Raw genomic sequence first — 22,889 nt, forward strand, 5'->3', positions numbered from 1 at the left:
TCGGTGAGGCTGGCACACTTGGCGCATTGAGCGGAGAATTCGATGAACTGGCTGGACGACATAAACTGGAACGAAGACGGCTTGGTACCGGCTATCGCGCAAGACCATCAGACCGGGCGCATCCTGATGATGGCCTGGATGAATCGCGAAGCGCTGGCACTGACCGCCGCAGAAAACCGCGCCATCTATTGGTCACGCTCACGTGGCAAGCTGTGGCGCAAGGGCGAGGAGTCCGGCCATGTACAGAAACTGCACGAACTGCGCCTGGATTGTGATGCCGACGTCATCGTGCTGATGGTCGAACAGATCGGTGGCATCGCTTGCCACACCGGGCGCGAGAGCTGCTTCTACCGAGTCTTCACGGACGGTGACTGGAAAACCATCGAGCCGGTCCTCAAAGACCCGCAGGCCATCTACGCGGAGCATAAACATGAGTGACACCTTTGCCCGCCTGGCCGAGGTGCTGGAAGCCCGCAAGGGCGCCGCGGCGGACAGCTCTTACGTGGCCAGCCTGTATCACAAGGGGCTGAACAAGATTCTTGAAAAGGTTGGTGAGGAGTCGGTGGAAACCATCCTTGCCGCCAAGGACGCTGCTGTCAGCGGCGACCCCAGCGACCTGATCTATGAAACTGCCGACCTGTGGTTCCACAGCCTGGTGATGTTGGCCGCGCTGGACCAGCATCCACAGGCGGTACTGGACGAACTCGACCGGCGATTCGGTCTTTCTGGGCATGCGGAAAAAGCCGCGCGCCCTCAATCCTGATAATCAACTTCGGAGTACTGCAGCATGGGTTTTGGTGGAATCAGCATCTGGCAACTCCTGATCATTCTGCTCATCGTGGTCATGCTCTTCGGCACCAAGCGCCTTAAAGGCCTGGGGTCGGACCTTGGTGATGCAATCAAGGGTTTTCGCAAGTCCATGGGCACCGATGAGGACAAGCCCAGTGTAGAAGAGAAGCAAAGCCACACCTTCGATGCCGAGGCCCGCAAGGTCGAAGATCCGACGAAGAAGAACTGAGGCGCCATGTTCGATATCGGTTTCACCGAACTTCTATTGATCGGCCTGGTATCGCTGTTCGTACTGGGTCCGGAGCGTCTGCCCGGCGCGGTGCGCACCGCCGGCCTGTGGATTGGCCGGGCGAAGCGCAGCTTTGCCAACATCAAGGCTGAGGTCGAACGGGAAATTGGCGCCGACGAGATTCGCCGTCAGCTGCACAACGAACGCATCCTCGATCTTGAGCGGGAAATGAAGCAGAGCATCATGCCCAGCGCTCCAAGCACCAGCAGCAGCGCCACCCCGCAATCCGTCACGCCGCCGCATCCCAGTAACCTAGACGCGCCGACACCTGCCGAAGCCAAACCCGCCGAAACGGCTCCCGTACCACGCCCGGACAAATCGCCTGAGCCATGAGCAATACCTCCATTGAAGATCAGGAAATGCCGCTGGTCGCCCATCTGACGGAGCTGCGCAAACGTCTGCTGCACTGTGTCGTGGCGATCCTGCTGCTGTTCGGCGGACTGTTCTACTTCTCCCAGCAGATCTATGCTCTCGTGGCAGCGCCGTTGCGGGCATACCTGCCGGAAGGCGCGACGATGATCGCCACCGGCGTCGCCTCGCCGTTCCTGACGCCATTCAAGCTGACCATGATGGTCGCGCTGTTCCTGTCGATGCCGGTAATCCTGCATCAGATTTGGAGCTTCATCGCGCCGGGCCTGTACAAACACGAGAAGCGCATCGCGGTACCGCTGCTGATTTCCAGCATTTTCCTGTTCTATGGCGGCATGGCCTTCGCCTACTTCGTGGTGTTCCCGATCATGTTCGGCTTCTTTGCCAGCGTGACACCGGAAGGCGTGGCGATGATGACCGACATCGGCCAGTACCTGGATTTCGTGTTGACGTTGTTCTTCGCCTTCGGCGTGGCGTTCGAGATTCCGGTCGCAACCTTCTTGCTGATCTGGGTTGGCATCGTCGATGTCGCCACCCTGCGCAAGAGCCGCCCTTATGTAGTGATCGGCTGTTTCGTGGTCGGCATGGTGTTGACGCCGCCGGATGTGTTTTCCCAAACGTTGCTGGCGGTACCGATGTGGCTGCTGTTCGAAGCCGGCCTGCTCTGTGGCAGCAGGGTCAAGAAACGCGAGGAATTCAGCGACGACGCCGACGACCACCAGCCGCACACCGGCGATCAGCCACCCGCACCTCGGCCATGAACCTGCTGCTGCTGGAGACGGCCGATTTCGTTGCCGCCGATCGGGTGATCCTGCGTGACCGTCGGCTCAAGCATATCCAGGACGTGCACCGTGCAGAGGCAGGCGAAAGCCTGCGGATCGGCCTGCTTGGCGGCGACATGGGGCAGGGCCGGCTGCTGCGTTTGGACGCCAACGAGGCGGAGCTCGAAATCGCACTGAATCAGCCACCGCCGGCAAAGCTGCCGATCACCCTATTACTGGCGCTACCACGGCCAAAGATGCTCCGCCGCGTGCTGCAGACGGTCACCACCATGGGCGTGCCGCGGCTGGTATTGCTCAACAGCTACCGGGTGGAAAAGAGCTTCTGGCAAACCCCATTCCTCGAACCGGCGGCGATCCGCGAGCAGCTGCTGCTCGGCCTGGAGCAGGCACGGGATACCGTGCTACCGGACGTTACGATCGAAAAACGCTTCAAACCCTTCGTCGAGGATCGCCTGCCACAACTGGCCAGCGGCACCCGTGGGCTGCTCGGCCATCCGGGCGACTACCCCGCCTGCCCGCGCGCCCTCGACGAACCGGTGACCTTGGCGATCGGGCCGGAAGGCGGCTGGATACCCTACGAAGTCGACAAGCTCGCCGCGGCGGGCCTGCAGCCGGTACAGCTGGGTGAGCGCATCCTGCGTGTAGAAACCGCTGTCAGCGCCCTACTGGCGCGGCTTTTCTAGGCGGCGGCCCTGTCGCCATTGACTGATTACGCCTGCGCCTAATCCGTCCTGCGTTGACCGCTGCTCCATACGTAGGATCGGGTCGGCATAGGCGCTTGCGTCGTTTGCCGCGAACCTGCTGCTTACGATCATCTCGTCAGAATGCGAAACAGTACCGATGAACGTAATGCACGCATCGGGAGCACGCGGGTCAGAGTTCCTGAACCCCAAAAACAGCAGTAACGCCCATGCGACCTTTGACCATTGATCTTCACCGTCTGGAGTACGCCCTGGACAACCGCGACGCCAGCGAACATTACCTCGATTTGGAGTCCGGCCAAATCCGTGCGGTATTTCCCGGCGAGACCGCGCCGGGCGTCAATGAGAAATATGACGTGCAGGACGATCGCTTTCTCCACATCGAGCCGCTCGGGCTGGCGCAAGCGGTCGCCATGCGCGAGGCTTTTTTGTTTACCCAGCACGACCCCAATGCCCATGCGGTGCTGAGCAATGCACTGCAGGGCCGCAAGCCGCTGCGGACCTTCGACTTCAAGCTGGAAGATTTTTCGGACGTTCGCCAGGCCTGGCTGGATTATCAGGCTGTGCAGTTGCGTGAGTACGCGATTACCTGGCTGCACGACAATGACCTGGAGCCGTCGAAGCGCTGACTCCACCGAGCCGGGAATAGACTCAGCTTTCCAACAAAAAGGTCACCGGCCCGTCGTTCTGCAGGTGCACCTGCATGTCAGCACCAAAGCGGCCGCAAGCAACCTGGGAATGTTGCAACCGTGCCTGCCCGAGCAAGTATTCGTAGAGCTCCTCACCCAGTTGGGGCGCGGCAGCGCTGGAAAAGCTCGGGCGCAGGCCGCTACCCGTATCCGCGGCCAGGGTGAACTGGGAAACCAGCAACAGACCGCCGCCGACGTCGGTCAGCGAGCGGTTCATCTTGCCTTGCTCATCGTTGAATACCCGATAGCGCAGCAGTTTATGCAGCAGCTTGTCGGCTCGCGCGCGGTCATCTCCACGTTCAACGCCGACCAGCGCCAGCAGACCCTGGTCGATGGCACCAACCACTTCACCCGCGACCTCGACCCGCGCATGCCGCACGCGCTGGATCAGCGCTTTCATCAGGCTTCTTCTGGCGGCAATTGGAGCAGGCGATGGGCGACGTCGCCGGCGGCGCGCACCAGGGCGTCACAGGTGCCGGGCTCCGACGCGGAGTGGCCGGCTTCGCGGATGATCTGCAGCTCGCTGTTCGGCCAGGCCTCGTGCAACGCCCAGGCGTTATCCAACGGGCAGATGACGTCATAGCGACCATGCACGATGATGCCCGGCAGATGGGCAATCTTGTGCATGTCGCGCAGCAATTGGTCCGGGTCGAGAAACGCCTGATTAACGAAGTAATGACATTCGATGCGTGCCATCGCCAATGCCCGATGGGTGTCGGAGAAGCGATCGACGACCTGGGTGTTAGGCCGTAGCGTGGCGGTACGACCTTCCCAGCAGGACCAGGCTTTGGCTGCGTGCATCTGGGCGATCTGGTCGGTGCCGGTCAGGCGCTTGTAGAACGCTTGCATCAGGTCGCCACGCTCTTCCGGCGGGATCGGCGCAATGAAGTCCTGCCAGTAATCAGGGAACAGCCGGCTGGCACCCTCCTGATAGAACCAGGAAAAATCCTGAGGTCGGCAGAGAAAAATGCCGCGTAGGATCAGCGCATGTACATGCTCGGGAAACGTTTGGGCATAGGCCAGCGACAGCGTCGAGCCCCAGGACCCACCGAACAGCACCCATTTATCGATACCGAGAAATTCGCGGATGCGCTGCATATCGGCGATCAGGTGCGCGGTGGTGTTATTTTCCAGGCTGGCGTGCGGTGTAGAGCGACCGCAGCCGCGCTGGTCGAAGGTGATGATGCGGTACAAATTGGGATCAAAGAAGCGTCGGCTCAGGGCGTCGCAGCCGCCGCCCGGACCGCCATGCACGAACACCACGGGCAGGCCTTCCGGTGATCCACTCTCGTCGACGTAGAGCACATGCGGTTCTTCGACCGCCAGCTCGTGCCGGGCGTAGGGTTTGATCTCCGGATACAAGGTCTGCATGGCACACTCCATGGTCGGTGCGGCGGGCTCGATCCGCCTGACGTTTCCGGCATCATAACGAGGTTCGAGAGGTTCGGCATGCCCGTATGGAAATTAGCCACGGCCATCGTGGCGTTGGCGCTGCTGCTGATCGGTTGCGACCGCGATGATCCACAGGCAGCGCTGGAAATGGCCGTGCAGTCGCTGCAGGAAAGCGTCGAAAACAAGGACAACGGTGAGCTGATGGCTAGGATTCATCCCGAATTCAACGCCAATCAGCGCCTCGACCGGGACTGGGTGCGGCGCACGGCCGCGCTGATGTTCCTGCGTCACAACAACGTGCGGGTAATTGCCCTGAACGCCCGGAGCTGGATTGATCCAGCCTATTCCGACAAGGGCTACAGCGAGGCCCAGGTGGCGCTGACCGGCGCCGAGAGATGGCTGCCGCAACGCGTCGGGCAATATCACGTCAGGCTCGAATGGTGGCTGGAAGACGGCGAATGGCTGCTGGCGCGGCTGGATTGGGAATAACCGCGCCGAATATATGGACGAGGAAATCCCCCACGCCAGCCAGGCAAACAACGGATGACGGGCGACCGATCAGGACGACTCGCCGCGCCAGATCAGTTCGCTGGTGTCATAGCCCCGCTGGCGCGCTTCATCGAGCAGTGTGTCGCGCGTCGCCGCGTCTACTTCCGCCTCCCGCGACAGCAGCCAGAGGTAGTCGCGGTCGGGGCTGCCGACCAGCGCGACGTTGTAGCCCTCGTCGAGGTAGAGAATCCAGTACTGCCCCTTGGTCAGACCCGGGAATAGGTTGCTGAACCAGTTATCGAAGCGCACCCAGAGCTTGTCGGTCTGCCCAGGCTGCTGCGGCACTGCTTCGCCCTTGGCCTGCTCCCATTCGCCATCGCCCGTTTCACAACGGTTGGTCACCGCTACGCTGCCGTCATTCTGCAGCGCATAGTGAGCCTCCGAACGCACACAGTTACGCTGGAAGAACATCGGCAGACGCGCCAACTCATACCAGGTGCCCTGATAGCGCTGCAGGTCGACCTGACCCACCGTTCTTGGCACGCCGTCGGGGCTCGAACCGGCGCAACCGATCAGCAGCAGTGCACATAACGCAACGGCAAGGCGCATGGTTTCTCCTTATTTGAGACCTTGGCCGGAGAACATCATCACCTTGTCTCCGGCGAACTGAATGCTGATGAAGCGGTTTTTCTGCCCCCAGGTGCAGCTGGACATGCCTAACGCACCCGCGCACTCGCCGGGCTTGCCGAGCAGTTTCTCGACTTCCGCGCGAGGCATTCCCGCCTGCAGCTTGGCGAAGTTTTCCTGGGTGACCGGGCTGCAGGCAGCCAGCAGAAATAAAGCGGCGATCAGCGACAAATGGCGCAACGGCATGGCGGGTTCCTTCAAATAGTCGGCAGTTGGCCTTGCTTGGCCTCGCCTTTGCGTTATGAGTTTAGGAAGCGGGCGGACCGGGAGGTTCCTCACAGCGACTAGAAGCGTGACCCAGGCTCGGTAAGGAAAGCCCGCTCCGCCTCGCTGGAGGTTCGGCCAAGCACTTCGTTGCGATGAGGAAAGCGCCCGAACTTAGCGATCACTTGGCGGTGGCGCTCGGCAAAATCGAGGAAATCGGCAAAGAGCTTCTGCTCTTGCGGTTCTGCGATTCCGTGCAAGGTCTCGAACTGCACGACAGCCAAATCTTGCATGCCGAGGTTTTCGGCATGTTCGAGTACCAAATAAACAAACACACGCTGAATCGGGGCGAGCAGCACATCGCCACCGTGAGCCATGCCTTCGCGAACCAGCTGGAGGGCTCGCTCATCGCCAGCGAAGGCTTGCGGCGTGCCGCGGTAGATCATGCGAGGAAGCTGGTCTAGCAGCAGAACCAGCGCCAGCCAGCCATGCGGTGATTCAGCCCAGTCGCAAAGGCCGCCGGCCAGTGCCTGGTCGACCAGATCGCCGAAGCGGGCGCTGGCCTCGGCATCCTGTTCTGGTTTATAGCCGAACCACAGCCCGTGCTTTTCGTCGGCGATCTCACTGATGGTGACGCTTTCGCCGAACCACCAGTTAAGCAATTCCAGCCAAGGCGTGTGCATCGTTCAGCCCTGGTGATAGCCAGTGGCGCGCTCGACTTCTTCCTTGGAGCCCAGGAATACCGGCACGCGCTGATGCAGGGATTCGGGTTGGATATCAAGGATGCGCTGAGTGCCATTGGTGGCGGCGCCGCCGGCCTGTTCGATGATGAAGGACATTGGATTGGCTTCATACATCAGGCGCAGCTTGCCGGGCTTTTCCGGCTCGCGGGAGTCGCGCGGGTACATGAAAACGCCGCCGCGGGTCAGGATGCGATGCACGTCGGCCACCATCGAGGCGATCCAGCGCATGTTGTAGTTCTTGCCCAGCGGGCCTTCCTCACCGGCCAACAATTCGCTGACGTAACGTTGCACTGGCGCTTCCCAGTGGCGCTGGTTGGACATGTTGATGGCGAATTCGGCGGTGCTTTCCGGGACGCGGATATTGTCGTGGGTGAGCACGAAGCTGCCCAGTTCGCGGTCCAGGGTAAAACCCATCACGCCGTTGCCGAGGGTCAGCATCAGCATCGTCTGCGGGCCGTAGATGGCGTAGCCAGCCGCGACCTGCTTGGTGCCAGGCTGAAGGAAGGCCTCTTCACCCAACGCGTCGTTCTGGCTGAAGCATTTATCCGGGCAGCGCAGCACCGAAAAGATCGTGCCCACCGAGACGTTGACGTCGATGTTGCTCGATCCGTCCAGCGGATCGAAGACCAACAGGTAGGCGCCCTTCGGGTACTTCCCGGGGATCTGGTAGGCGTTGTCCATCTCTTCCGACGCCATGCCGGCCAGGTGGCCGCCCCACTCGTTGGCTTCGAGCAGAATCTCGTTGGAAAGCACGTCGAGTTTCTTCTGCACCTCGCCCTGGATGTTCTCGGTTTCGGTCGCACCGAGAACGCCGCCCAGCGCGCCTTTGGAAACGGCGTGGCTGATTTCCTTGCACGCTCGGGCCACTACCTCGATGAGGAAGCGCAAATCCGCAGGGGTGTTGTTGCTGCGAGTCTGCTCGATCAGGTAGCGGCTCAGGGTTACGCGTGACATGGAATGGCTCCGGAGGATGGAAAAACCCGCGCAGTTTAGCAGGCCATGGGGAAACTAACCCTCCCTCAGACCCGCCTACAGGCAGCAGAGTTCAGCGAAGCGGCGAAGTGCCTGCAGCGTTTACGATGCGGCGGTTCTGCCAGCCCGTTTCCGCGGCCGAACGAAACTGAGGCGGCCCTGCAATTTCGCCGATCAAGGCTTCTGTAGGGCGCTTCGTTCGTCTGGTTTCTTCCTGATTGGAGCGCGACGCGAGCAGGGCGCTCAGAGCACCTTCCAGATCTCCTCGGCGTACTCGCGGATCGTCCGGTCCGAAGAGAACCAGCCCGTGCGGGCGGTATTCAGGACTGCGGAACGCCACCAGCTGTCGGCGTCGCGCCAGCGCGCCTCGACTTCCAGCTGCGCCTGCCAATAAGCCTCGAAGTCCGCGCAGACCATAAAGGTGTCGTGCCATTTAAGACCGTCAATCAGCGCCGTGTAACGACCTGGATCATCCGCAGAGAAGGCACCGTTGCGAATCGCCATCAGCACTTCATTGAGCCGTGGCGAGCCGATGATAGTGGCTTCGGCGTTGTACTCGTTCGCCTGCTTGCGAGCCTCGACCTCCTGAGCGGTCATGCCGAAGATGAACATGTGCTCCGCGCCGATCTGCTCGCACATCTCGACATTGGCACCGTCCAAGGTGCCGATGGTGAGCGCGCCATTGAGGGCGAATTTCATATTGCTGGTCCCCGAGGCCTCCAGTCCGGCGGTGGAGATCTGCTCGGACAGGTCGGCGGCCGGAATGATGCGCTCGGCCAGGCTGACGTTGTAATTGGGCAGGAACACAACCTTGAGCAAACCGCGTACCGTCGGGTCGTCATTGATAGTTCGCGCAATATCGTTGGTCAGTTTGATGATCAGCTTGGCCGTGTGATAACTGGCCGCCGCCTTGCCGGCGAAGATCTTCACGCGCGGCACCCAATTGCCGCCCGGATCGGAGCGAATCGCCTGATACAGCGCCACTGTATGCAGCAGGTTGAGCAGCTGTCTCTTGTACTCGTGAATCCGTTTGACATGCACGTCGAACAGCGCGTTCGGGTCAACGCTAATGCCCAGGCGTTCCTGGATCATCTGTGCCAGCAGTTGTTTGTTGGCCAGTCGTTGGACGGCGAAGCGTGCGCGGAAGTTCGGCTGATCGGCGAATGGTTCCAGCTGACGCAGAACGGTTTCCGGCGCGTCGAGCAACTCATCCCCAATATGCTCGACCAGCAACTGGGTCAGCTGCGGGTTGGATTGGTACAACCAGCGCCGGAACGTGATGCCGTTGGTCTTGTTGCTGATGCGTTTCGGATACAGCGAATGCAGATCAGTGAATACCGTTTCACGCATCAGTCCGGTATGCAGGGCTGATACACCGTTAATCGAATGCGAGCCGAGGAAGGCCAGATTGCCCATGCGTACCCGGCGACCATGCCCTTCTTCGATCAGCGAGACTGAGCGCAGCAAGTCCAGATCATGAACGCCGCGCTCGCGTAGCGCATCGAGGTGTTGAGCATTGATCAGGTAGATGATCTGCATGTGCCGCGGCAGCAGGCGCTCCATCAGTCCGACCGGCCAGGTTTCCAGTGCCTCTGGTAGCAGGGTGTGGTTGGTATACGAAAGGGTGCCGACCGTCAGTTCCCACGCCTTGCGCCAGGGTACGTCGTGCACATCGGTAAGCAGCCGCATCAATTCCGCCACCGCGATCGCCGGGTGGGTATCGTTGAGCTGGATGGCAGCGAATTCCGGCAGATTCGTCAGCGTGCCACGCTGCTCCAAGTGCCGCCGCAACAGATCCTGCAACGAGGCGGCAACGAAGAAATATTCCTGGCGCAGGCGCAGCTCCTGGCCGGCCTCGGTGCTGTCGGCCGGGTACAGCACCCGCGAGATGCTTTCGGCGCGGGCCTCTTCGGCGACGGCACCGATATGGTCACCGGCGTTGAAGCGCTCCAGATGGAAATCGGCCTCGGCGCGGGCACGCCACAGCCGCAGCGTATTGACGCTAGCCCCGCGCCAGCCGACCACCGGCGTGTCGTAAGCAATGGCGCGCACACCTTCGGCCCAGTGCCAGAAGTGCTTGGGCTGCTCCTGTCCGCCCGCGTCGTGCGGCATTGCCGTGACGCTGCCGCCAAAGCCGATCAGATAGCTGACCTCGGGTCGCTCGAATTCCCACGGATTGCCGAAATTCAACCAGGTCTCGGTCTGCTCATGCTGCCAGCCATCGACGATGGCCTGGCGGAACAGCCCATGGTCATAGCGAATCCCGTAACCATGGGCGGCGATGCCCAGCGTCGCCATGCTTTCCATGAAACAGGCGGCCAGCCGACCCAGGCCGCCGTTGCCCAGCGCCGCATCCGGCTCGGTGAGGCGAATGCGTTCGAAGTCCACATCGACATCGGCCAGCGCCTGGCGGGCAACGTCAAGCAATCCCAAGTTGCTCAGGCTATCGGTTAGCAATCGGCCGATGAGGAATTCCAGCGAGAGGTAATAGACGCGCTTCTTGCCCTCGCGATAGCTCTGACGCGTACGGTCCATCCATTGATCGATCATGCGGTCGCGGGCCGCCAGCGCTACCGCTTCGAACCAGTCATGATCGGACGCATGTTCAGGATCCTTGCCGATCGCGTAGGTCAGCTTGCTGATGATCGTGTTGCGGAAGGCCGCGACTTCATCGGCGTTAGGAGCAGTCGATTCTTGCGTCATGGACAGACCTCGTGAAGCGGAAATAGGAATGAGGGGTTCATGGCGGCGCTTGGCCACCTCGACAAAAAAGGGCAATACCGACAGGTTTGCAGGTTTCAGTTGAATCTGCGCGACCGTCTGTCCGGCGTTCGACTCGTCGGATTCGCTGGAAATTCCGCGCCGGGTCGTTATGATCGCGCGCCGTCATCACCGATACCGCCGCCGTGAAACCTCGAATAATCGCCTCCGCCGACCCTGACCGCCTGGAAACCTGGGCTCGCTACAGCAATGGCTTGTGCGCCGATTGCCAGGCGACCTGCTGCACACTACCGGTCGAGGTGCGTATCGATGATTTGATCCGCCTGGAAGTGGTCGATGCGTTCGAGCGAGAAGAGCCGGCCAAAAACGTCGCCAAGCGCTTGAGCAAGGCAGGCATCATCGAGCACTTCAATCAGAAGCGCGGCATTTTCACCCTGACTCGCATGACCAACGGCGACTGCCTGTATCTCGACCGGAAGACGCGGCTGTGCACGGTTTACGCCAAGCGTCCGGATACCTGCCGCAATCACCCCAAGATCGGCCCACGGCCTGGTTACTGCGCTTACCAGCAGAAAACCACCGCTCGCTGAAGCAGAGCGTGCGACTGTCGGATTGGCGTCCGGGAAAGCGGCAAAAAAGCGTGTCGGACCTGGCAATATCGTGACTCAGCAGTCATGCTTGACGTCTGCCTGTATCCGCAAACGTTTAGGAATCCACCCGGCATGAGCCGCGATAGCCGCTACCTGGAAGCCCTCCTGCATCACGACATTCCACTGACCCAGGCGCTGGGCCTGCGTGTTGAGCAGTGGGAGAACCATGAGTTGCGCTTGAGCGTCCCGCTGCAAGCGAACATCAACCACAAGAGCAGCATGTTCGGCGGCAGCCTTTATTGCGCATCGGTGCTGGCTGGCTGGGGATGGCTGCACCTGCGCTTGCGTGAAGCAGGGATCGAAGACGGTCATATTGTCATTCATGAAGGTCAGATCGATTACCCGTTGCCAGTGATGGACGATGCCACGGCCATTTGCTCGGCACCGACCGACGAAGCCTGGGATCGCTTCGAAACCATTTACCGCCGTCGTGGCCGCTCTCGCCTCACGCTGAACAGCCGCATTCTTGCCGCCGACGGCCGTGACGCCGTGCGTTTTACCGGCCAGTTCGTCCTGCATAAGTAGGCGCTAGCGCGTCGATCCGCCAGCATGCTGGGTGTGCGCTACTTCCTCGCCACCCTGGCGGTCCGTTTGTCGTTTTTCATACTGTCGGTCCAAGCTACCGGGCCGAGCCGACGCCTGCCTTTTTTGTCCGAGCCGAGCGCAGCCGTTCGGCGTAAACGTGTATCGGCGCACGTCGTGCTACTCGTTTGCTAGCAACAGACGCCCCGCAGGACTACGCTTACGCTGCCAACAACAATAAAACAGCGTCAAGGAGCCGATGCCATGGGCCTGTCCCGTAAAGTCTTCCTATTGCTCAGTGTTCTGCTTGCCAGCATCGGCGTTGCCCATGCCGAGCTGCCTGCTAACTACAAAATCATCCTGCAAACCGACAACTTCCCTCCGTTCAATATGGGGCCGAACCATAAGAATTTCGCTCGCGGTGACGAAGTCCAGGGCATCAGCACCGACACCGTGCGAGAAATTTTCAAACGCGCCGGGATCGATTACAGCCTGACGTTGCGCGCACCCTGGGACCGTATCTATAGCCAGACGCTCGATAGCACTGGTCACGGGCTGTTCTCAGTCGCCCGCACGCCACAGAACCAGGCCCAATTCAAATGGGTGGGACCACTCGCCCGTTATGAGAGCGTTCTGCTCGCCGCACCAGGCAAGAACATCTCGCCAACCGATTTGAGACAAGCCAAAAGCTATGAGATCGGTGCACAGAAGAGCAGCGGAGTGAGTCAATATCTGACAAGCCAGGGACTGCAGCCGATCGACAGCCTGAGCGAGGAAGAGAACCTGCGCAAACTGCTCATCGGCCGTATCGACCTGTGGGCGACCGCCGATCCGAGCTGGCGTTATTACGCCGAACAGCACGGCGCCGAGGGATTGAAGCCGGTGCTGAGCTACCACCCGGCCGATCTTTATCTGGCGTTGAACAAGGATACGCCCGACGAAGCTGTGACGCGGCTGCAAGCTGCGCTGAACGAAGTGATCGGCGAGGGCTATGCCGGGTGCAGCAAAACCCCCGACCTCTGTTACCTGATCCGCGACCGCAAGGTGCCGTAACGGCACCGGGTCGTGTCAGCGTCAAACGTAACGTGACTTCGGAGTGGCCATCGGCAGCGGGCCGTCGCCAATCAGACGGAACTCGCCACATGCCGCATCGTAGGCGCGGATCTCGCTGGTGCCGATGTTATAGACCCAGCCATGGATAAATAGTTGACCGCTGGCAAGCCGTGCCGCCACTGACGGATGGGTGCGCAAGTGATCGAGTTGGGCCAGCACGTTTTCCTCGGTCAGGACACCCAGGGTGTTGTGATCGGCGCAGCCACAGTTTTGCTCCACGACCGTACGCGCCACCTCGACATGGCGCAGCCAGCCCTTGACCGTCGGCATCCCTTCAAGACTCGCCGGGTTCAGCACCGCCTTCATCGCGCCACAATCGGAATGGCCGCAGACAATGATGTGATGGACCCCGAGCGCCATCACCGCGAACTCAATGGCAGTCGACACACCACCATTCATCACGCCATAGGGCGGGACAACATTGCCGACGTTGCGCGTGACGAACAGGTCGCCCGGCGAACTTTGAGTGATCAGCTCAGGCAGGATTCGTGAATCCGCGCAGGTAATGAACATCGCCCGCGGTTTCTGCTCATGGGCAAGCTTCTTGAATAGCTCGCGCTGCTCTGGATAAACATCCTCGCGGAACCGCATGACGCCCGCGACCAGATTATCGAGCGCCTCCTGCGCCGTTTCGTTCGTGTCGTCTTCGAGACTCATGTTCGACAGCCCTCTAGTAATGGGATGAATTCGACGCTGCACAACGCCGTTTCGGCACTGTGCCGACATCAGGCGCTTCCGGGCGAAAGTGTTCGCCGCGCCTGTTATTCGTAGCGTCAGTCATTTTTTAGAATACAGACCTGACCATCTCTGTATGCAAAGCCGGCCCTGCAGACGTTTCCCTGCGAGAAGGCCGCAAAAAAAAGGGAGCCTTGCGGCTCCCGAGGGGACATCGGTCAGGCTTCGATCTCAATCAACAGATCGCCTGGGGTTACCCGGTCACCTTTGGCTACGTGTACCGCTTTCACCGTGCCGGCGATTGGCGCCTGAATTTCGGTTTCCATCTTCATCGCTTCACTGATCAGCACTGCCTGCCCGGCCTTGACCGCGTCGCCCTCCTTGACCAGCACATCGACCACATTGCCCGGCATGCTGGTGCTGACGTCGCCGGGCGCATTGGCTTGCTTGCGTTTGCTGCCACCCTCGCCGACGAAATTGTTCAATGGCTCGAACACCACTTCTTCCGGCATGCCATCGATTGAGAGGAAAAAGTGCCGCTTGCCTTCGCCCTTTACGCCCACGCCGGTAATGTCGACCCGATAGCTCTCACCGTGCACGTCGATGACGAATTCGGTCGGCACGCCCTCCCCGCCGGCTGCACTGACCGCGCTGCCGTCCGGAATCGGCAGCAGCACTTCCGGTTGCAGGGTGCCCGCCTCGCGCTCCTCGAGGAATTTGCGGCCGATGTCGGGGAACATGGCGTAGGTGAGCACGTCCTCCTCGGACTTCGCCAGCGCACCGATTTCCGCGCGCAACTTGTCCAGCTCCGGCTTGATCAGGTCCGCTGGGCGCACATCGATGATCTCTTCGCCGCCAATGGCCTGGCGCTGTAGCTTGGCGTCGATAGCGCCCGGCGCCTTGCCGTAGCGGCCCTGCAGGTAGAGCTTCACTTCATTGGTGATGGTCTTGTAGCGCTCGCCGGCCAGCACATTGAAAAACGCCTGGGTACCGACGATCTGCGAAGTCGGGGTCACCAGCGGCGGGTAGCCCAGGTCCTTGCGCACGCGAGGGATCTCGGCCAATACCTCATCCATGCGGTTGAGAGCGCCCTGCTCCTTGAGCTGGTTGGCCAGGTTGGAAATCATTCCGCCGGGCACCTGATTGACCTGCACACGGGTATCGACGCCAGTGAACTCGCTTTCGAACTGGTGATACTTCTTGCGTACCGCGTAGAAGTACAGGCCGATCTCTTGAATCAATTCCAAGTCGAGGCCCGTGTCGTACGGCGTGCCGCGCAGCGCAGCGACCATCGACTCGGTGCCCGGATGGCTGGTGCCCCAGGCCATGGAGGAAATCGCCGTGTCGATGTGGTCAGCGCCGTTCTCGATGGCTTTCAGCTGGCACATGCTGGCAACGCCAGCGGTGTCGTGGGAATGGATAAACACTGGCAGGTCGACTTCAGCTTTCAGCGCCTTGACCAGATCGCCGGTGGCAAACGGGGTCAGCAGGCCGGCCATGTCCTTGATGGCGATGGAGTCGACACCCATGTCGCGCATGGTCTTGGCCTGCTCGACGAAGAGCTCGATGGTGTGCACCGGGCTGGTGGTGTAGGCGATGGTGCCCTGAGCGTGCTTGCCGGTCTTCTTTACCGCGCGGATGGCAGTTTCCAGATTCCGTACGTCGTTCATCGCATCGAAGATGCGGAATACGTCTATGCCGTTCTCCGCCGCCTTCGCACAGAAGGCCTCGACCACGTCATCGCTGTAGTGGCGATAGCCGAGCAGATTCTGCCCACGCAACAGCATCTGCAGGCGGGTGTTGGGCAGCGCGGCCTTGAGCTGGCGCAGGCGCTCCCAGGGGTCTTCCTTGAGGAAGCGCACGCAGGAGTCGAAAGTCGCACCGCCCCAGACTTCAAGCGACCAGTAGCCGACTCGGTCGAGCTTGTTGCAGATTGGCAGCATGTCTTCCACGCGCATACGAGTAGCGATGAGCGACTGGTGAGCGTCTCGCAGGATGGTGTCGGTAACGGTGATTTTCTTCTGAGCAGTCATGGTTCGTTCCTCACAGTCCTGCGTGGGCGGCGATGGCAGCGGCGATGGCCAGAGCCAGTTCGCTCGGCTTACGCTTGATCGAGTAAGTCATCAATTCCGGATGGTTGTCGACGAAGCTGGTGTTGAACTGCCCGCTGCGAAAATCCGGATTTTCGAGAATCTTCTGGTAGTAGAAGGCCGTGGTCTTAACGCCCTGCACGCGCATATCGTCCAGCGCGCGCGTACCTCGGGCCAGCGCCTCTTCCCAGGTCAGCGCCCAGACGATCAGCTTCAGGCACATGGAGTCGTAATACGGCGGGATGGTGTAGCCGGTGTAAATCGCCGTATCGGTGCGCACGCCCGGGCCGCCCGGCGCGTAGTAGCGGGTGATCTTGCCGAAGCAGGGCAGGAAATTGTTGCGCGGGTCTTCGGCGTTGATGCGGAACTGCAGGGCGAAGCCGCGATACTGGATATCTTCCTGCTTGACCGAGAGCGGCAAGCCGGAGGCGATGCGGATCTGCTCCCGGACGATGTCGATGCCGGTGATTTCCTCGGTGATGGTGTGCTCCACCTGCACCCGAGTGTTCATTTCCATGAAGTACACTTCGCCATCGGCAAGCAGAAACTCCACGGTGCCGGCATTCTCGTAGCCCACTGCCTTAGCCGCGCGCACCGCCAGGTCGCCGATATATGCGCGCTGTTCGGGGGTCAGTTGCGGGCTGGGCGCGATTTCGATGAGTTTCTGGTTGCGCCGCTGGATCGAGCAGTCGCGCTCGAACAGATGTACGGTGCTGCCGAAGGAGTCGGCGAGGATCTGCGCCTCGATGTGCTTGGGCTCGACGATACACTTCTCCAGGAACACATCGGCCGAACCGAAGGCCTTGGTTGCCTCGGAGATCACCCGTGGATAGGCCTGTTCGAGCTCTGCGCGCGAATTGCAGCGGCGGATACCACGGCCACCGCCACCGGAGGTCGCCTTGAGCATCACCGGATACCCGATGCGCTCGGCCTCCGCCAACGCTTCCCCGACATCGGCGACGTTGCCTTCGGTGCCGGGGGTGACCGGCACGCCGGCCTTGATCATGCTGCGCCGTGCTTCGGTCTTGTCGCCCATGCGGCGAATCACTTCGGCGCTTGGCCCGACGAAGCGGATGCCGCGCTCGGCACAGATTTCCGCCAGCTCGGCGTTCTCGGAAAGGAAACCATACCCCGGGTGCAACGCATCGCAGCCGGTCTCCACAGCTAGGTTCACCAGCTTGCGCGGGTTCAGGTAGCCAGCCAGCGGATCTTCGCCAATGAAGTAAGCCTCGTCGGCACGCTTGACGTGTAGCGCGTGGCGATCAGGCTCGGCGAATACCGCCACCGAACGAACGCCCATCTCGGCACAGGCTCGCACGATGCGGACGGCGATTTCCCCGCGGTTGGCGATCAGCAGCTTCTTGATCACGCTGTATCCCTCGGATCAGTGAGCAGAGCGGCCCAGTTCGGACCATGTGATATCGCCGCTTCTGGCGATGCGTTTTACCCTACCCCTTGAGCAACAATTACTGAAAATGAATAATAATTTGGTTACGCATAAGCTATAACTTATATGAGCTGCGCAACCTACCCGTAAGCGCCGTGCCAATCCGTCGGAGTCATCATGAGAAAGTCCCTGATGCGCATGACACTGCGCCAGCTCCGCGTGTTTCGGGCGGTCTGCGACAACCACTCATACAGTCGTGCCGCCGAGGAGATGGCGCTGACGCAGCCAGCGGTCAGCCTGCAGATCCGCCAGTTGGAAGAATTGCTTGGCCAGCCGCTGTTCGAGTACACCGGTAAAAAGCTCTATCTCACTGACGCAGCCGAAGCGCTCAAACGCACCAGCGAGGACATTTTCGGCAGGCTGGAAAGCCTCGATATGCAGCTGTCCACGTTGCAGGGCTCACTGCAAGGTCAACTGAAGCTGGCGGTCGAATCGAGTGCAAAATACTTCGTTTCACACCTGTTCGCTTCATTTCGCGAATTGCACCCCGAGGTGAGCCTGCAGTTGGTGGTGGTCAACCATGCCCAGGCGATCCAACGCTTGAACGCCAATCGCGACGACCTGCTACTGATCTCCCAGGTGCCAGCGGATATGGACTTGGAGTTTCTGCCTTTTCTGGATAACGCAATCATCGCCGTCGCACCGCCCAGTCATCCGCTGTGCCAGAGGCAACAGCTATGCCTGCAGGACCTTACCGCGTGGCCGCTACTGATACGCGAGCCTGGCTCAGGTACTCGGCGCGCTGCCGAGCAGTACTGCGACCAGAAGCGCGCGCACTTCCCGCAGACCATGGAGCTGGGTTCGCTGGAAGCCCAGCGCGAAGGCGTACTGGCCGGTCTGGGGCTGGCACTGCTACCCCGACACGCCGTGCTGCGCGAGTTGGAAAGCGGCGCGCTTCACGAACTCGCGGTCGAAGAACTGCCGCTGATGCGCAGTTGGTGCCTGGTGCATCCTCGCGGCAAATACCTGTCTCCCGTGGCGCAAACCTTCTTCGCTTTCACCCGTAGCGAGCGGCAACGCATCAATGATTTGGAGCGGCAATTCAGCGGGGCCGGCCAGCCCTGAACGTGCGACGTCACATCGGCACAGGGCTTCGCATCCTTCGTCGAAAAACGTGAAGCGTATCGGCGTATACGATATCCTCAAGCACATCCACTCCTGCCGAGCGCACGACCGTGCCCCTTAAATCCTTCAACGCACCGAACCTTGGCATCGTACCCTCGGCTTCCGAAGTGATTGCCAAGCACCTGCGTGAGGCGATCATCAGTGGTCAGTTCGCGGAAGGCGAGCCGGTGCGCCAGGACGATGTGGCACGCCTGTTCAACGTCAGCAAGATCCCGGTACGCGAGGCACTCAAGCGCCTGGAAGCCGAGGGACTGGTGTCGTTCCAGCGCAATAAGGGTGCGGTCGTGACGGTACTCACCGAGCCGGAGCTGGCGCAGATATTCGAAGTGCGGGTGCTGCTGGAAACTCAGATCATCCGCCTCGCCGTACCCAACATGACCGATGACACCTTCGCTCAGGCCGAGTCGATCTGTGCCGAGTTCGTCCACGAAGACAATGCGGCACGCTGGGCCGAGCTGAACTGGGCCTTCCACGCCTGCCTCTACGGACCGGCGGAACGGCCATTCATGATGCAATTGATCCGCTCGATCCACGACAAGGTCGAGCGTTATTTGCGCGTGCAGATGAGCATCCATGAAGGTAAACACGGAGCCGACCTGGAGCATCGCGAGATTCTGCGCGCGTGTCGCAGCGGTGACGCGGAACTGTGTGCCGAGTTGATCGAGCGTCACATCATCGGTGTCTGCCAGGCACTATTCGAGCATTTACCCCATGGCCATCGCTGGGCAGGCATCGAGTCAACCGCCTGGACTATGCCGATTTCGTCATCCGCGCCGACGAAAACAGTCAAGCCGTAAGCAAGCAGCCGTTGGATGCTTGTCACACATCCCTCGTACAGGCAGGCGGCCATGAAGCGCATCCAGGTTCTAGACAGCCATACCGGTGGCGAACCGACCCGGCTAGTCATTGATGGATTTCCGCAACTCGGAACCGGCAGCATGGCCGAACGTCGTCGTCTGCTTGCCGAACGCTTCGATGACTGGCGTGCCGCAACCATGCTCGAGCCGCGCGGCAGCGACGTGTTGGTCGGCGCCTTACTCTGTGAGCCGGTAGACCCAACGGCCTGTGCCGGCGTCATCTTTTTCAATAACAGCGGCTACCTGGGCATGTGCGGCCACGGCACCATTGGGCTGGTGGTTTCGCTGGCGCATCTGGGGCGCATCCAGCCAGGTACTCACCGCATTGAAACGCCGGTAGGTACCGTGCAGGCGACACTGCATGAAGACCGCTCGGTCAGCGTGCGCAACGTGCCTGCCTATCGCTACCGCCAGGCGGTCGATGTCGAGGTGCCAGGCTACGGCACAGTGACCGGTGATATCGCCTGGGGCGGCAACTGGTTCTTCCTCGTTGCCGAGCACGGGCAGCGCATCGCAGCCGATAATATCGAGGCGCTCACCGCTTACACCTGGGCGGTGCGCCAGGCCTTGGACGTAGAAGGGATCCGAGGTGAAGACGGCGGCGACGTCGACCATATCGAGCTGTTCGCCGAAGACCCACAGGCCGACAGCCGCAACTTCGTCCTATGCCCCGGCAAGGCCTATGACCGCTCGCCCTGCGGCACCGGCACCAGCGCCAAGCTGGCCTGTCTTGCGGCGGACGGCAAGTTGCAACCCGGCGAGATCTGGCGGCAAGCCAGCGTCATCGGCAGCGAATTCCTCGCCAGTTACGAGCCGGACGGCGATCGCATCGTGCCCACCATCCGTGGTTGCGCGCATCTGAGCGCCGAAGCCATCCTGCTGATCGAAGACGACGACCCCTTCGGCTGGGGCATTCGGGCGTGAATACCGACGTCATCATCATTGGCGCTGGCATCATTGGTGCGGCATGTGCGCACGAACTGGCGGCCAACGGCGTCGACGTGCTGCTCCTCGATGCCCAGCTCGGTGGCGCAACGGCCGCTGGCATGGGCCATCTGGTGGCGCTGGACGACAACGCCGCCGAGTTGGCGCTAAGCAATTATTCGATCCAACGCTGGCGGGAGCTGGGCCGGCTGATGGACGAAAGCTGCGGCTATCGCAACAACGGCACGCTCTGGCTCGCCGCCAGCGAAGGTGAGATGGCCGTGGCAGAACACAAGCTGAACACCTTGTCCGAACAGGGCCTGAGCTGCGAATTGCTCGGCTCGGCAGCACTGAAAGCAGCCGAGCCGGAATTGCGCAGTGGCCTGCACGGCGCGCTGAAAGTCAGCGGGGACGGCATTCTCTACGCGCCCAATGCGGCACGCTGGTTGATCGCACAGGGCGGCAAGCGTGTCGTCCAGCGGCAGGCGCGCGTAGCGCGGGTACAGGGCCAGCAGGTCGAACTGAGCGATGGCCGCGTCCTGCGGGCGCAGGCGGTGGTGTTGGCCAACGGGATTCACGCAACCGAGCTATGTCCAGAACTGCCGATTCAGCCGAAGAAGGGCCATCTACTGATCACCGACCGTTACCCCGGCAGGATCAGCCACACCCTGGTCGAACTGGGCTACGTCACCAGCGCCCATAACAGCGAAGGGCCGTCGGTGGCCTGCAACATCCAACCGCGCCCGACCGGGCAGCTGTTCATCGGCTCCTCGCGCCAGTTCGGCACCTGCGACCCGGCGATCGATAGCTGGATGCTGGCACGGATGCTCAAGCGCGCCGTTGACTACATGCCGGGGCTGGCCCAACTGAACGCAATTCGCAGCTGGACCGGCTTCCGTGCGGCAAGCCCCGACGGTTTACCGCTGGTGGGTGAGCATCCGCTGCAGCCGGGGCTATGGCTCGCTGTCGGCCACGAAGGGCTGGGCGTAACGACGGCGCCGGGCACTGCGGAGCTCCTGGTCGCACAGTTGCTGGGGCGACAGCCAACGCTGGCCTCCAAGCCCTATTGCCCGGCGCGCCTCTTCCGCGCATCAGACGAGCCCTCGATGCACGCCAATGTCAGTGCCAAAGAGCGCCTCGGCCATGATTGAAATCACGCTCGACGGGCGTGTGCTACAGGTCGCGCCCGGCACCACGGTAGCCGCAGCGCTGTACCTGGGCGGCGATGGCAGCAGTCGAACCTCGGTATCCGGAGAGCGTCGCGCCCCGCTATGCGGCATGGGCATCTGCCAGGAGTGTCGAGTCACCATCGATGGCCAGCGCCGCTTGGCCTGCCAGACCGCCTGCGCAACCGGTATGACCGTGGAAACCCGTCCATGAGATCGCATTACGACATCCTCATCGTTGGCGCCGGTCCTGCCGGGATGGCCGCCGCGCTGGCTGCCGCGCCCAGTGGCGCGAACATCGCCATCCTCGACGACAACCCTGCGGCCGGCGGGCAGATATGGCGAGACGGACCGCAGGTCGATCTGCCGTCCATCGCTCTTCAGCAACGGCAGGCGCTGGCAGACACCGCAAATATCGAGCTACACAACGGTGTAAGGGTGATTGCCGCACCCGGCGGCAAGCAGCTGCTGCTCGAAGATGCCCGGCAGGGGCATCTGGTCGGCTACGACACGCTGATTCTGTGCACCGGCGCGCGCGAACTACTGCTGCCCTTTCCCGGCTGGACGCTGCCCGGCGTGACCGGCGCTGGCGGTCTGCAGGCACTGATAAAGGGCGGCATGCCGGTGGCAGATCAACGGCTGGTCATAGCCGGTAGCGGTCCCTTACTGCTGGCCAGCGCGGCCACTGCCAAGCATGCAGGCGCATGCCTACTGCGCATTGCCGAACAGGCCCCACTGACCGCACTCGCCGGTTTCGCCGCACGCTTGCCAAGGTGGCCGAGCAAAGCGCTGCAGGCCGTGAAACTGAGCGATAGCGGTTATCGCAGCAGTACCCATGTGCTGGCGGCGTTGGGAACCAAACGCCTGGAAGCCGTGCGTTTGAGCCACAACGGCAGGGTTTCGGAAATTGCCTGTGACCGAGTGGCCTGCGGCTTCGGTCTGATTCCGAACACCGAACTCGGTCAGGTTCTAGGCTGTGCGCTCGACGGGCGAGCCATTCAAGTCGATGCCTACCAGACGACGAGCCTGCCGGATCACTTTGCAGCCGGTGAATGCACCGGCTTCGGCGGCAGCGAACTGGCACTGGCCGAAGGCAGCATTGCCGGATACGCCGCCGTTGGCGACCTCAAGCGGGCCAAGGCACGATTCGCCGAGCGCCAGCGCTGGCAGGGTTTCGCCGATCTGCTGGAGCGGACCTTCCGGCTGAACGAGCAGGTGAAAACAATGGCCGCCCCCGAAACGCTGGTCTGCCGCTGCGAAGACGTGCCCTTCTCGGCGATGGTCAGCCACAGCAGCTGGGTCGAGGCCAAGCTCGAGAGTCGCTGCGGCATGGGCGCCTGCCAGGGCCGGATCTGCGGCGCGGCGAGCGACGTCCTGTTCGGTTGGCAACCGCCGAAACCGCGACAGCCGATCAGTCCGGCACGCATCGGGACGCTCATCGCCCTGCCCGATGATGAGCCCATGGCCGAGCGGCGCGAAACGTCGATCTGAGC

The 22,889-nt window shown here is 61.5% G+C and carries 26 protein-coding genes and 1 pseudogene; 17 read left to right on the plus strand and 10 right to left on the minus strand.

The features are described 5' to 3' along the window. Positions 1-42 precede the first annotated feature (42 nt). From hisI to D7241_RS10365, 7 genes are all read left to right on the plus strand, one after another. Positions 43-438: a phosphoribosyl-AMP cyclohydrolase gene (hisI, locus tag D7241_RS10335; protein ID WP_255979671.1), complete on the plus strand. Its 396-nt coding sequence runs from the start codon at positions 43-45 to the stop codon at positions 436-438. Continuing rightward, complete coding sequence (locus D7241_RS10340; protein ID WP_255979669.1) at positions 431-763, plus strand: phosphoribosyl-ATP diphosphatase; 333 nt, start codon at positions 431-433, stop codon at positions 761-763. Before hisI ends, D7241_RS10340 begins: the two co-directional genes overlap by 8 nt. A 24-nt stretch (positions 764-787) precedes the next feature. Continuing rightward, on the plus strand, positions 788-1,018 hold the full coding sequence (gene tatA, locus D7241_RS10345; protein WP_255979667.1) for a twin-arginine translocase TatA/TatE family subunit: 231 nt from the start codon (positions 788-790) through the stop codon (positions 1,016-1,018). Positions 1,019-1,024: 6 nt separating this feature from the next. Continuing rightward, entirely contained in the window at positions 1,025-1,411 is a 387-nt protein-coding gene (gene tatB, locus D7241_RS10350) for a Sec-independent protein translocase protein TatB (protein WP_408101451.1), read from the plus strand. Then, positions 1,408-2,208 carry a twin-arginine translocase subunit TatC gene (tatC, locus tag D7241_RS10355; RefSeq protein WP_255979664.1) on the plus strand — a complete coding sequence of 267 codons (801 nt, stop codon included), beginning with the start codon at positions 1,408-1,410 and terminating at the stop codon, positions 2,206-2,208. The genes tatB and tatC overlap by 4 nt, the downstream gene beginning before the upstream one ends. Further along, the gene (locus D7241_RS10360; RefSeq protein ID WP_408101452.1) at positions 2,205-2,912 is read left to right on the plus strand and encodes a 16S rRNA (uracil(1498)-N(3))-methyltransferase; all 708 of its coding nucleotides are present in this window, start codon (positions 2,205-2,207) and stop codon (positions 2,910-2,912) included. Before tatC ends, D7241_RS10360 begins: the two co-directional genes overlap by 4 nt. Before the next feature lie 227 nt (positions 2,913-3,139). Continuing rightward, complete coding sequence (locus D7241_RS10365; RefSeq protein ID WP_408101453.1) at positions 3,140-3,559, plus strand: UPF0158 family protein; 420 nt, start codon at positions 3,140-3,142, stop codon at positions 3,557-3,559. A gap of 22 nt (positions 3,560-3,581) precedes the next feature. On the opposite strand, the gene dtd is transcribed toward D7241_RS10365, so the two are convergent. Both dtd and pip read right to left on the minus strand, forming a co-directional pair. Next, positions 3,582-4,019 (minus strand): D-aminoacyl-tRNA deacylase, encoded by a 438-nt coding sequence (gene dtd, locus D7241_RS10370; RefSeq protein ID WP_255979658.1) that lies wholly within the window; start codon positions 4,017-4,019, stop codon positions 3,582-3,584. Continuing rightward, the gene (pip, locus tag D7241_RS10375; RefSeq protein ID WP_408101454.1) at positions 4,019-4,990 is read right to left on the minus strand and encodes a prolyl aminopeptidase; all 972 of its coding nucleotides are present in this window, start codon (positions 4,988-4,990) and stop codon (positions 4,019-4,021) included. The genes dtd and pip overlap by 1 nt, the downstream gene beginning before the upstream one ends. Before the next feature lie 78 nt (positions 4,991-5,068). Between pip and D7241_RS10380 the strand changes: the two genes are divergently transcribed. Continuing rightward, the gene (locus D7241_RS10380; RefSeq protein WP_408101455.1) at positions 5,069-5,500 is read left to right on the plus strand and encodes a hypothetical protein; all 432 of its coding nucleotides are present in this window, start codon (positions 5,069-5,071) and stop codon (positions 5,498-5,500) included. A gap of 69 nt (positions 5,501-5,569) precedes the next feature. On the opposite strand, the gene D7241_RS10385 is transcribed toward D7241_RS10380, so the two are convergent. The 5 genes from D7241_RS10385 to D7241_RS10405 all read right to left on the minus strand — a co-directional run bounded on the left by D7241_RS10385 (position 5,570) and on the right by D7241_RS10405 (position 10,809). Beyond that, positions 5,570-6,109 (minus strand): lipocalin family protein, encoded by a 540-nt coding sequence (locus D7241_RS10385; RefSeq protein WP_408101456.1) that lies wholly within the window; start codon positions 6,107-6,109, stop codon positions 5,570-5,572. A gap of 9 nt (positions 6,110-6,118) precedes the next feature. Next, entirely contained in the window at positions 6,119-6,373 is a 255-nt protein-coding gene (locus tag D7241_RS10390; protein ID WP_408101457.1) for a hypothetical protein, read from the minus strand. Positions 6,374-6,471: 98 nt separating this feature from the next. Beyond that, positions 6,472-7,074, minus strand: coding sequence for a DUF924 family protein (locus D7241_RS10395; protein WP_408101458.1), 603 nt, complete (start codon positions 7,072-7,074; stop codon positions 6,472-6,474). 3 nt (positions 7,075-7,077) lie between these two features. Continuing rightward, positions 7,078-8,088, minus strand: a complete 1,011-nt coding sequence (locus D7241_RS10400; RefSeq protein ID WP_255979646.1) for a class 1 fructose-bisphosphatase — start codon at positions 8,086-8,088, stop codon at positions 7,078-7,080. 261 nt (positions 8,089-8,349) lie between these two features. Continuing rightward, on the minus strand, positions 8,350-10,809 hold the full coding sequence (locus D7241_RS10405; RefSeq protein WP_408101459.1) for a glycogen/starch/alpha-glucan phosphorylase: 2,460 nt from the start codon (positions 10,807-10,809) through the stop codon (positions 8,350-8,352). A gap of 203 nt (positions 10,810-11,012) precedes the next feature. Between D7241_RS10405 and D7241_RS10410 the strand changes: the two genes are divergently transcribed. From D7241_RS10410 to D7241_RS10420, 3 genes are all read left to right on the plus strand, one after another. Next, positions 11,013-11,417 (plus strand): YkgJ family cysteine cluster protein, encoded by a 405-nt coding sequence (locus D7241_RS10410; protein WP_408101460.1) that lies wholly within the window; start codon positions 11,013-11,015, stop codon positions 11,415-11,417. A gap of 132 nt (positions 11,418-11,549) precedes the next feature. Next, a complete protein-coding gene (locus D7241_RS10415) occupies positions 11,550-12,002 on the plus strand; it encodes a thioesterase domain-containing protein (RefSeq protein WP_255979640.1) in 453 nt (150 codons plus the stop codon). 261 nt (positions 12,003-12,263) lie between these two features. Then, positions 12,264-13,052 (plus strand): substrate-binding periplasmic protein, encoded by a 789-nt coding sequence (locus tag D7241_RS10420; RefSeq protein WP_408101461.1) that lies wholly within the window; start codon positions 12,264-12,266, stop codon positions 13,050-13,052. 21 nt (positions 13,053-13,073) lie between these two features. On the opposite strand, the gene D7241_RS10425 is transcribed toward D7241_RS10420, so the two are convergent. The 3 genes from D7241_RS10425 to D7241_RS10435 form a co-directional block, all read right to left on the minus strand. Then, the gene (locus D7241_RS10425; protein WP_408101462.1) at positions 13,074-13,769 is read right to left on the minus strand and encodes a carbonic anhydrase; all 696 of its coding nucleotides are present in this window, start codon (positions 13,767-13,769) and stop codon (positions 13,074-13,076) included. 236 nt (positions 13,770-14,005) lie between these two features. After that, a complete protein-coding gene (oadA, locus tag D7241_RS10430; protein WP_408101463.1) occupies positions 14,006-15,820 on the minus strand; it encodes a sodium-extruding oxaloacetate decarboxylase subunit alpha in 1,815 nt (604 codons plus the stop codon). A gap of 10 nt (positions 15,821-15,830) precedes the next feature. Then, a complete protein-coding gene (locus D7241_RS10435; RefSeq protein ID WP_408101464.1) occupies positions 15,831-17,246 on the minus strand; it encodes an acetyl-CoA carboxylase biotin carboxylase subunit in 1,416 nt (471 codons plus the stop codon). Positions 17,247-17,441: 195 nt separating this feature from the next. Between D7241_RS10435 and D7241_RS10440 the strand changes: the two genes are divergently transcribed. The 6 genes and pseudogenes from D7241_RS10440 to D7241_RS10465 all read left to right on the plus strand — a co-directional run bounded on the left by D7241_RS10440 (position 17,442) and on the right by D7241_RS10465 (position 22,887). Beyond that, a complete protein-coding gene (locus D7241_RS10440; protein WP_272887306.1) occupies positions 17,442-18,389 on the plus strand; it encodes a LysR family transcriptional regulator in 948 nt (315 codons plus the stop codon). Positions 18,390-18,499: 110 nt separating this feature from the next. After that, a pseudogene (locus D7241_RS10445) lies at positions 18,500-19,162 on the plus strand (GntR family transcriptional regulator); the annotation flags it as partial. Between the two features lie 135 nt (positions 19,163-19,297). Next, positions 19,298-20,230 (plus strand): 4-hydroxyproline epimerase, encoded by a 933-nt coding sequence (locus D7241_RS10450; RefSeq protein WP_408101465.1) that lies wholly within the window; start codon positions 19,298-19,300, stop codon positions 20,228-20,230. Continuing rightward, positions 20,227-21,381 (plus strand): NAD(P)/FAD-dependent oxidoreductase, encoded by a 1,155-nt coding sequence (locus D7241_RS10455; RefSeq protein WP_408101466.1) that lies wholly within the window; start codon positions 20,227-20,229, stop codon positions 21,379-21,381. Before D7241_RS10450 ends, D7241_RS10455 begins: the two co-directional genes overlap by 4 nt. Next, positions 21,374-21,610: a (2Fe-2S)-binding protein gene (locus tag D7241_RS10460; RefSeq protein ID WP_408101467.1), complete on the plus strand. Its 237-nt coding sequence runs from the start codon at positions 21,374-21,376 to the stop codon at positions 21,608-21,610. The genes D7241_RS10455 and D7241_RS10460 overlap by 8 nt, the downstream gene beginning before the upstream one ends. After that, on the plus strand, positions 21,607-22,887 hold the full coding sequence (locus D7241_RS10465) for an FAD-dependent oxidoreductase (protein WP_408101468.1): 1,281 nt from the start codon (positions 21,607-21,609) through the stop codon (positions 22,885-22,887). The genes D7241_RS10460 and D7241_RS10465 overlap by 4 nt, the downstream gene beginning before the upstream one ends. Positions 22,888-22,889: the final 2 nt, after the last annotated feature.

This window comes from Stutzerimonas sp. VN223-3 (assembly GCF_045999685.1).
Lineage (GTDB): Bacteria > Pseudomonadota > Gammaproteobacteria > Pseudomonadales > Pseudomonadaceae > Stutzerimonas > Stutzerimonas stutzeri_AR.

Excerpts from the sequence above, each read along its gene's own strand:
- hisI (WP_255979671.1), top strand. The coding sequence starts at position 43 with ATGAACTGGCTGGACGACATAAACTGGAACGAAGACGGCTTGGTACCG.
- D7241_RS10340 (WP_255979669.1), top strand. The coding sequence starts at position 431 with ATGAGTGACACCTTTGCCCGCCTGGCCGAGGTGCTGGAAGCCCGCAAG.
- tatA (WP_255979667.1), top strand. The coding sequence starts at position 788 with ATGGGTTTTGGTGGAATCAGCATCTGGCAACTCCTGATCATTCTGCTC.
- tatB (WP_408101451.1), top strand. The coding sequence starts at position 1,025 with ATGTTCGATATCGGTTTCACCGAACTTCTATTGATCGGCCTGGTATCG.
- tatC (WP_255979664.1), top strand. The coding sequence starts at position 1,408 with ATGAGCAATACCTCCATTGAAGATCAGGAAATGCCGCTGGTCGCCCAT.
- D7241_RS10360 (WP_408101452.1), top strand. The coding sequence starts at position 2,205 with ATGAACCTGCTGCTGCTGGAGACGGCCGATTTCGTTGCCGCCGATCGG.
- D7241_RS10365 (WP_408101453.1), top strand. The coding sequence starts at position 3,140 with ATGCGACCTTTGACCATTGATCTTCACCGTCTGGAGTACGCCCTGGAC.
- dtd (WP_255979658.1), bottom strand. The coding sequence starts at position 4,019 with ATGAAAGCGCTGATCCAGCGCGTGCGGCATGCGCGGGTCGAGGTCGCG.
- pip (WP_408101454.1), bottom strand. The coding sequence starts at position 4,990 with ATGCAGACCTTGTATCCGGAGATCAAACCCTACGCCCGGCACGAGCTG.
- D7241_RS10380 (WP_408101455.1), top strand. The coding sequence starts at position 5,069 with ATGCCCGTATGGAAATTAGCCACGGCCATCGTGGCGTTGGCGCTGCTG.
- D7241_RS10385 (WP_408101456.1), bottom strand. The coding sequence starts at position 6,109 with ATGCGCCTTGCCGTTGCGTTATGTGCACTGCTGCTGATCGGTTGCGCC.
- D7241_RS10390 (WP_408101457.1), bottom strand. The coding sequence starts at position 6,373 with ATGCCGTTGCGCCATTTGTCGCTGATCGCCGCTTTATTTCTGCTGGCT.
- D7241_RS10395 (WP_408101458.1), bottom strand. The coding sequence starts at position 7,074 with ATGCACACGCCTTGGCTGGAATTGCTTAACTGGTGGTTCGGCGAAAGC.
- D7241_RS10400 (WP_255979646.1), bottom strand. The coding sequence starts at position 8,088 with ATGTCACGCGTAACCCTGAGCCGCTACCTGATCGAGCAGACTCGCAGC.
- D7241_RS10405 (WP_408101459.1), bottom strand. The coding sequence starts at position 10,809 with ATGACGCAAGAATCGACTGCTCCTAACGCCGATGAAGTCGCGGCCTTC.
- D7241_RS10415 (WP_255979640.1), top strand. The coding sequence starts at position 11,550 with ATGAGCCGCGATAGCCGCTACCTGGAAGCCCTCCTGCATCACGACATT.
- D7241_RS10420 (WP_408101461.1), top strand. The coding sequence starts at position 12,264 with ATGGGCCTGTCCCGTAAAGTCTTCCTATTGCTCAGTGTTCTGCTTGCC.
- D7241_RS10425 (WP_408101462.1), bottom strand. The coding sequence starts at position 13,769 with ATGAGTCTCGAAGACGACACGAACGAAACGGCGCAGGAGGCGCTCGAT.
- oadA (WP_408101463.1), bottom strand. The coding sequence starts at position 15,820 with ATGACTGCTCAGAAGAAAATCACCGTTACCGACACCATCCTGCGAGAC.
- D7241_RS10440 (WP_272887306.1), top strand. The coding sequence starts at position 17,442 with ATGAGAAAGTCCCTGATGCGCATGACACTGCGCCAGCTCCGCGTGTTT.
- D7241_RS10450 (WP_408101465.1), top strand. The coding sequence starts at position 19,298 with ATGAAGCGCATCCAGGTTCTAGACAGCCATACCGGTGGCGAACCGACC.
- D7241_RS10460 (WP_408101467.1), top strand. The coding sequence starts at position 21,374 with ATGATTGAAATCACGCTCGACGGGCGTGTGCTACAGGTCGCGCCCGGC.
- D7241_RS10465 (WP_408101468.1), top strand. The coding sequence starts at position 21,607 with ATGAGATCGCATTACGACATCCTCATCGTTGGCGCCGGTCCTGCCGGG.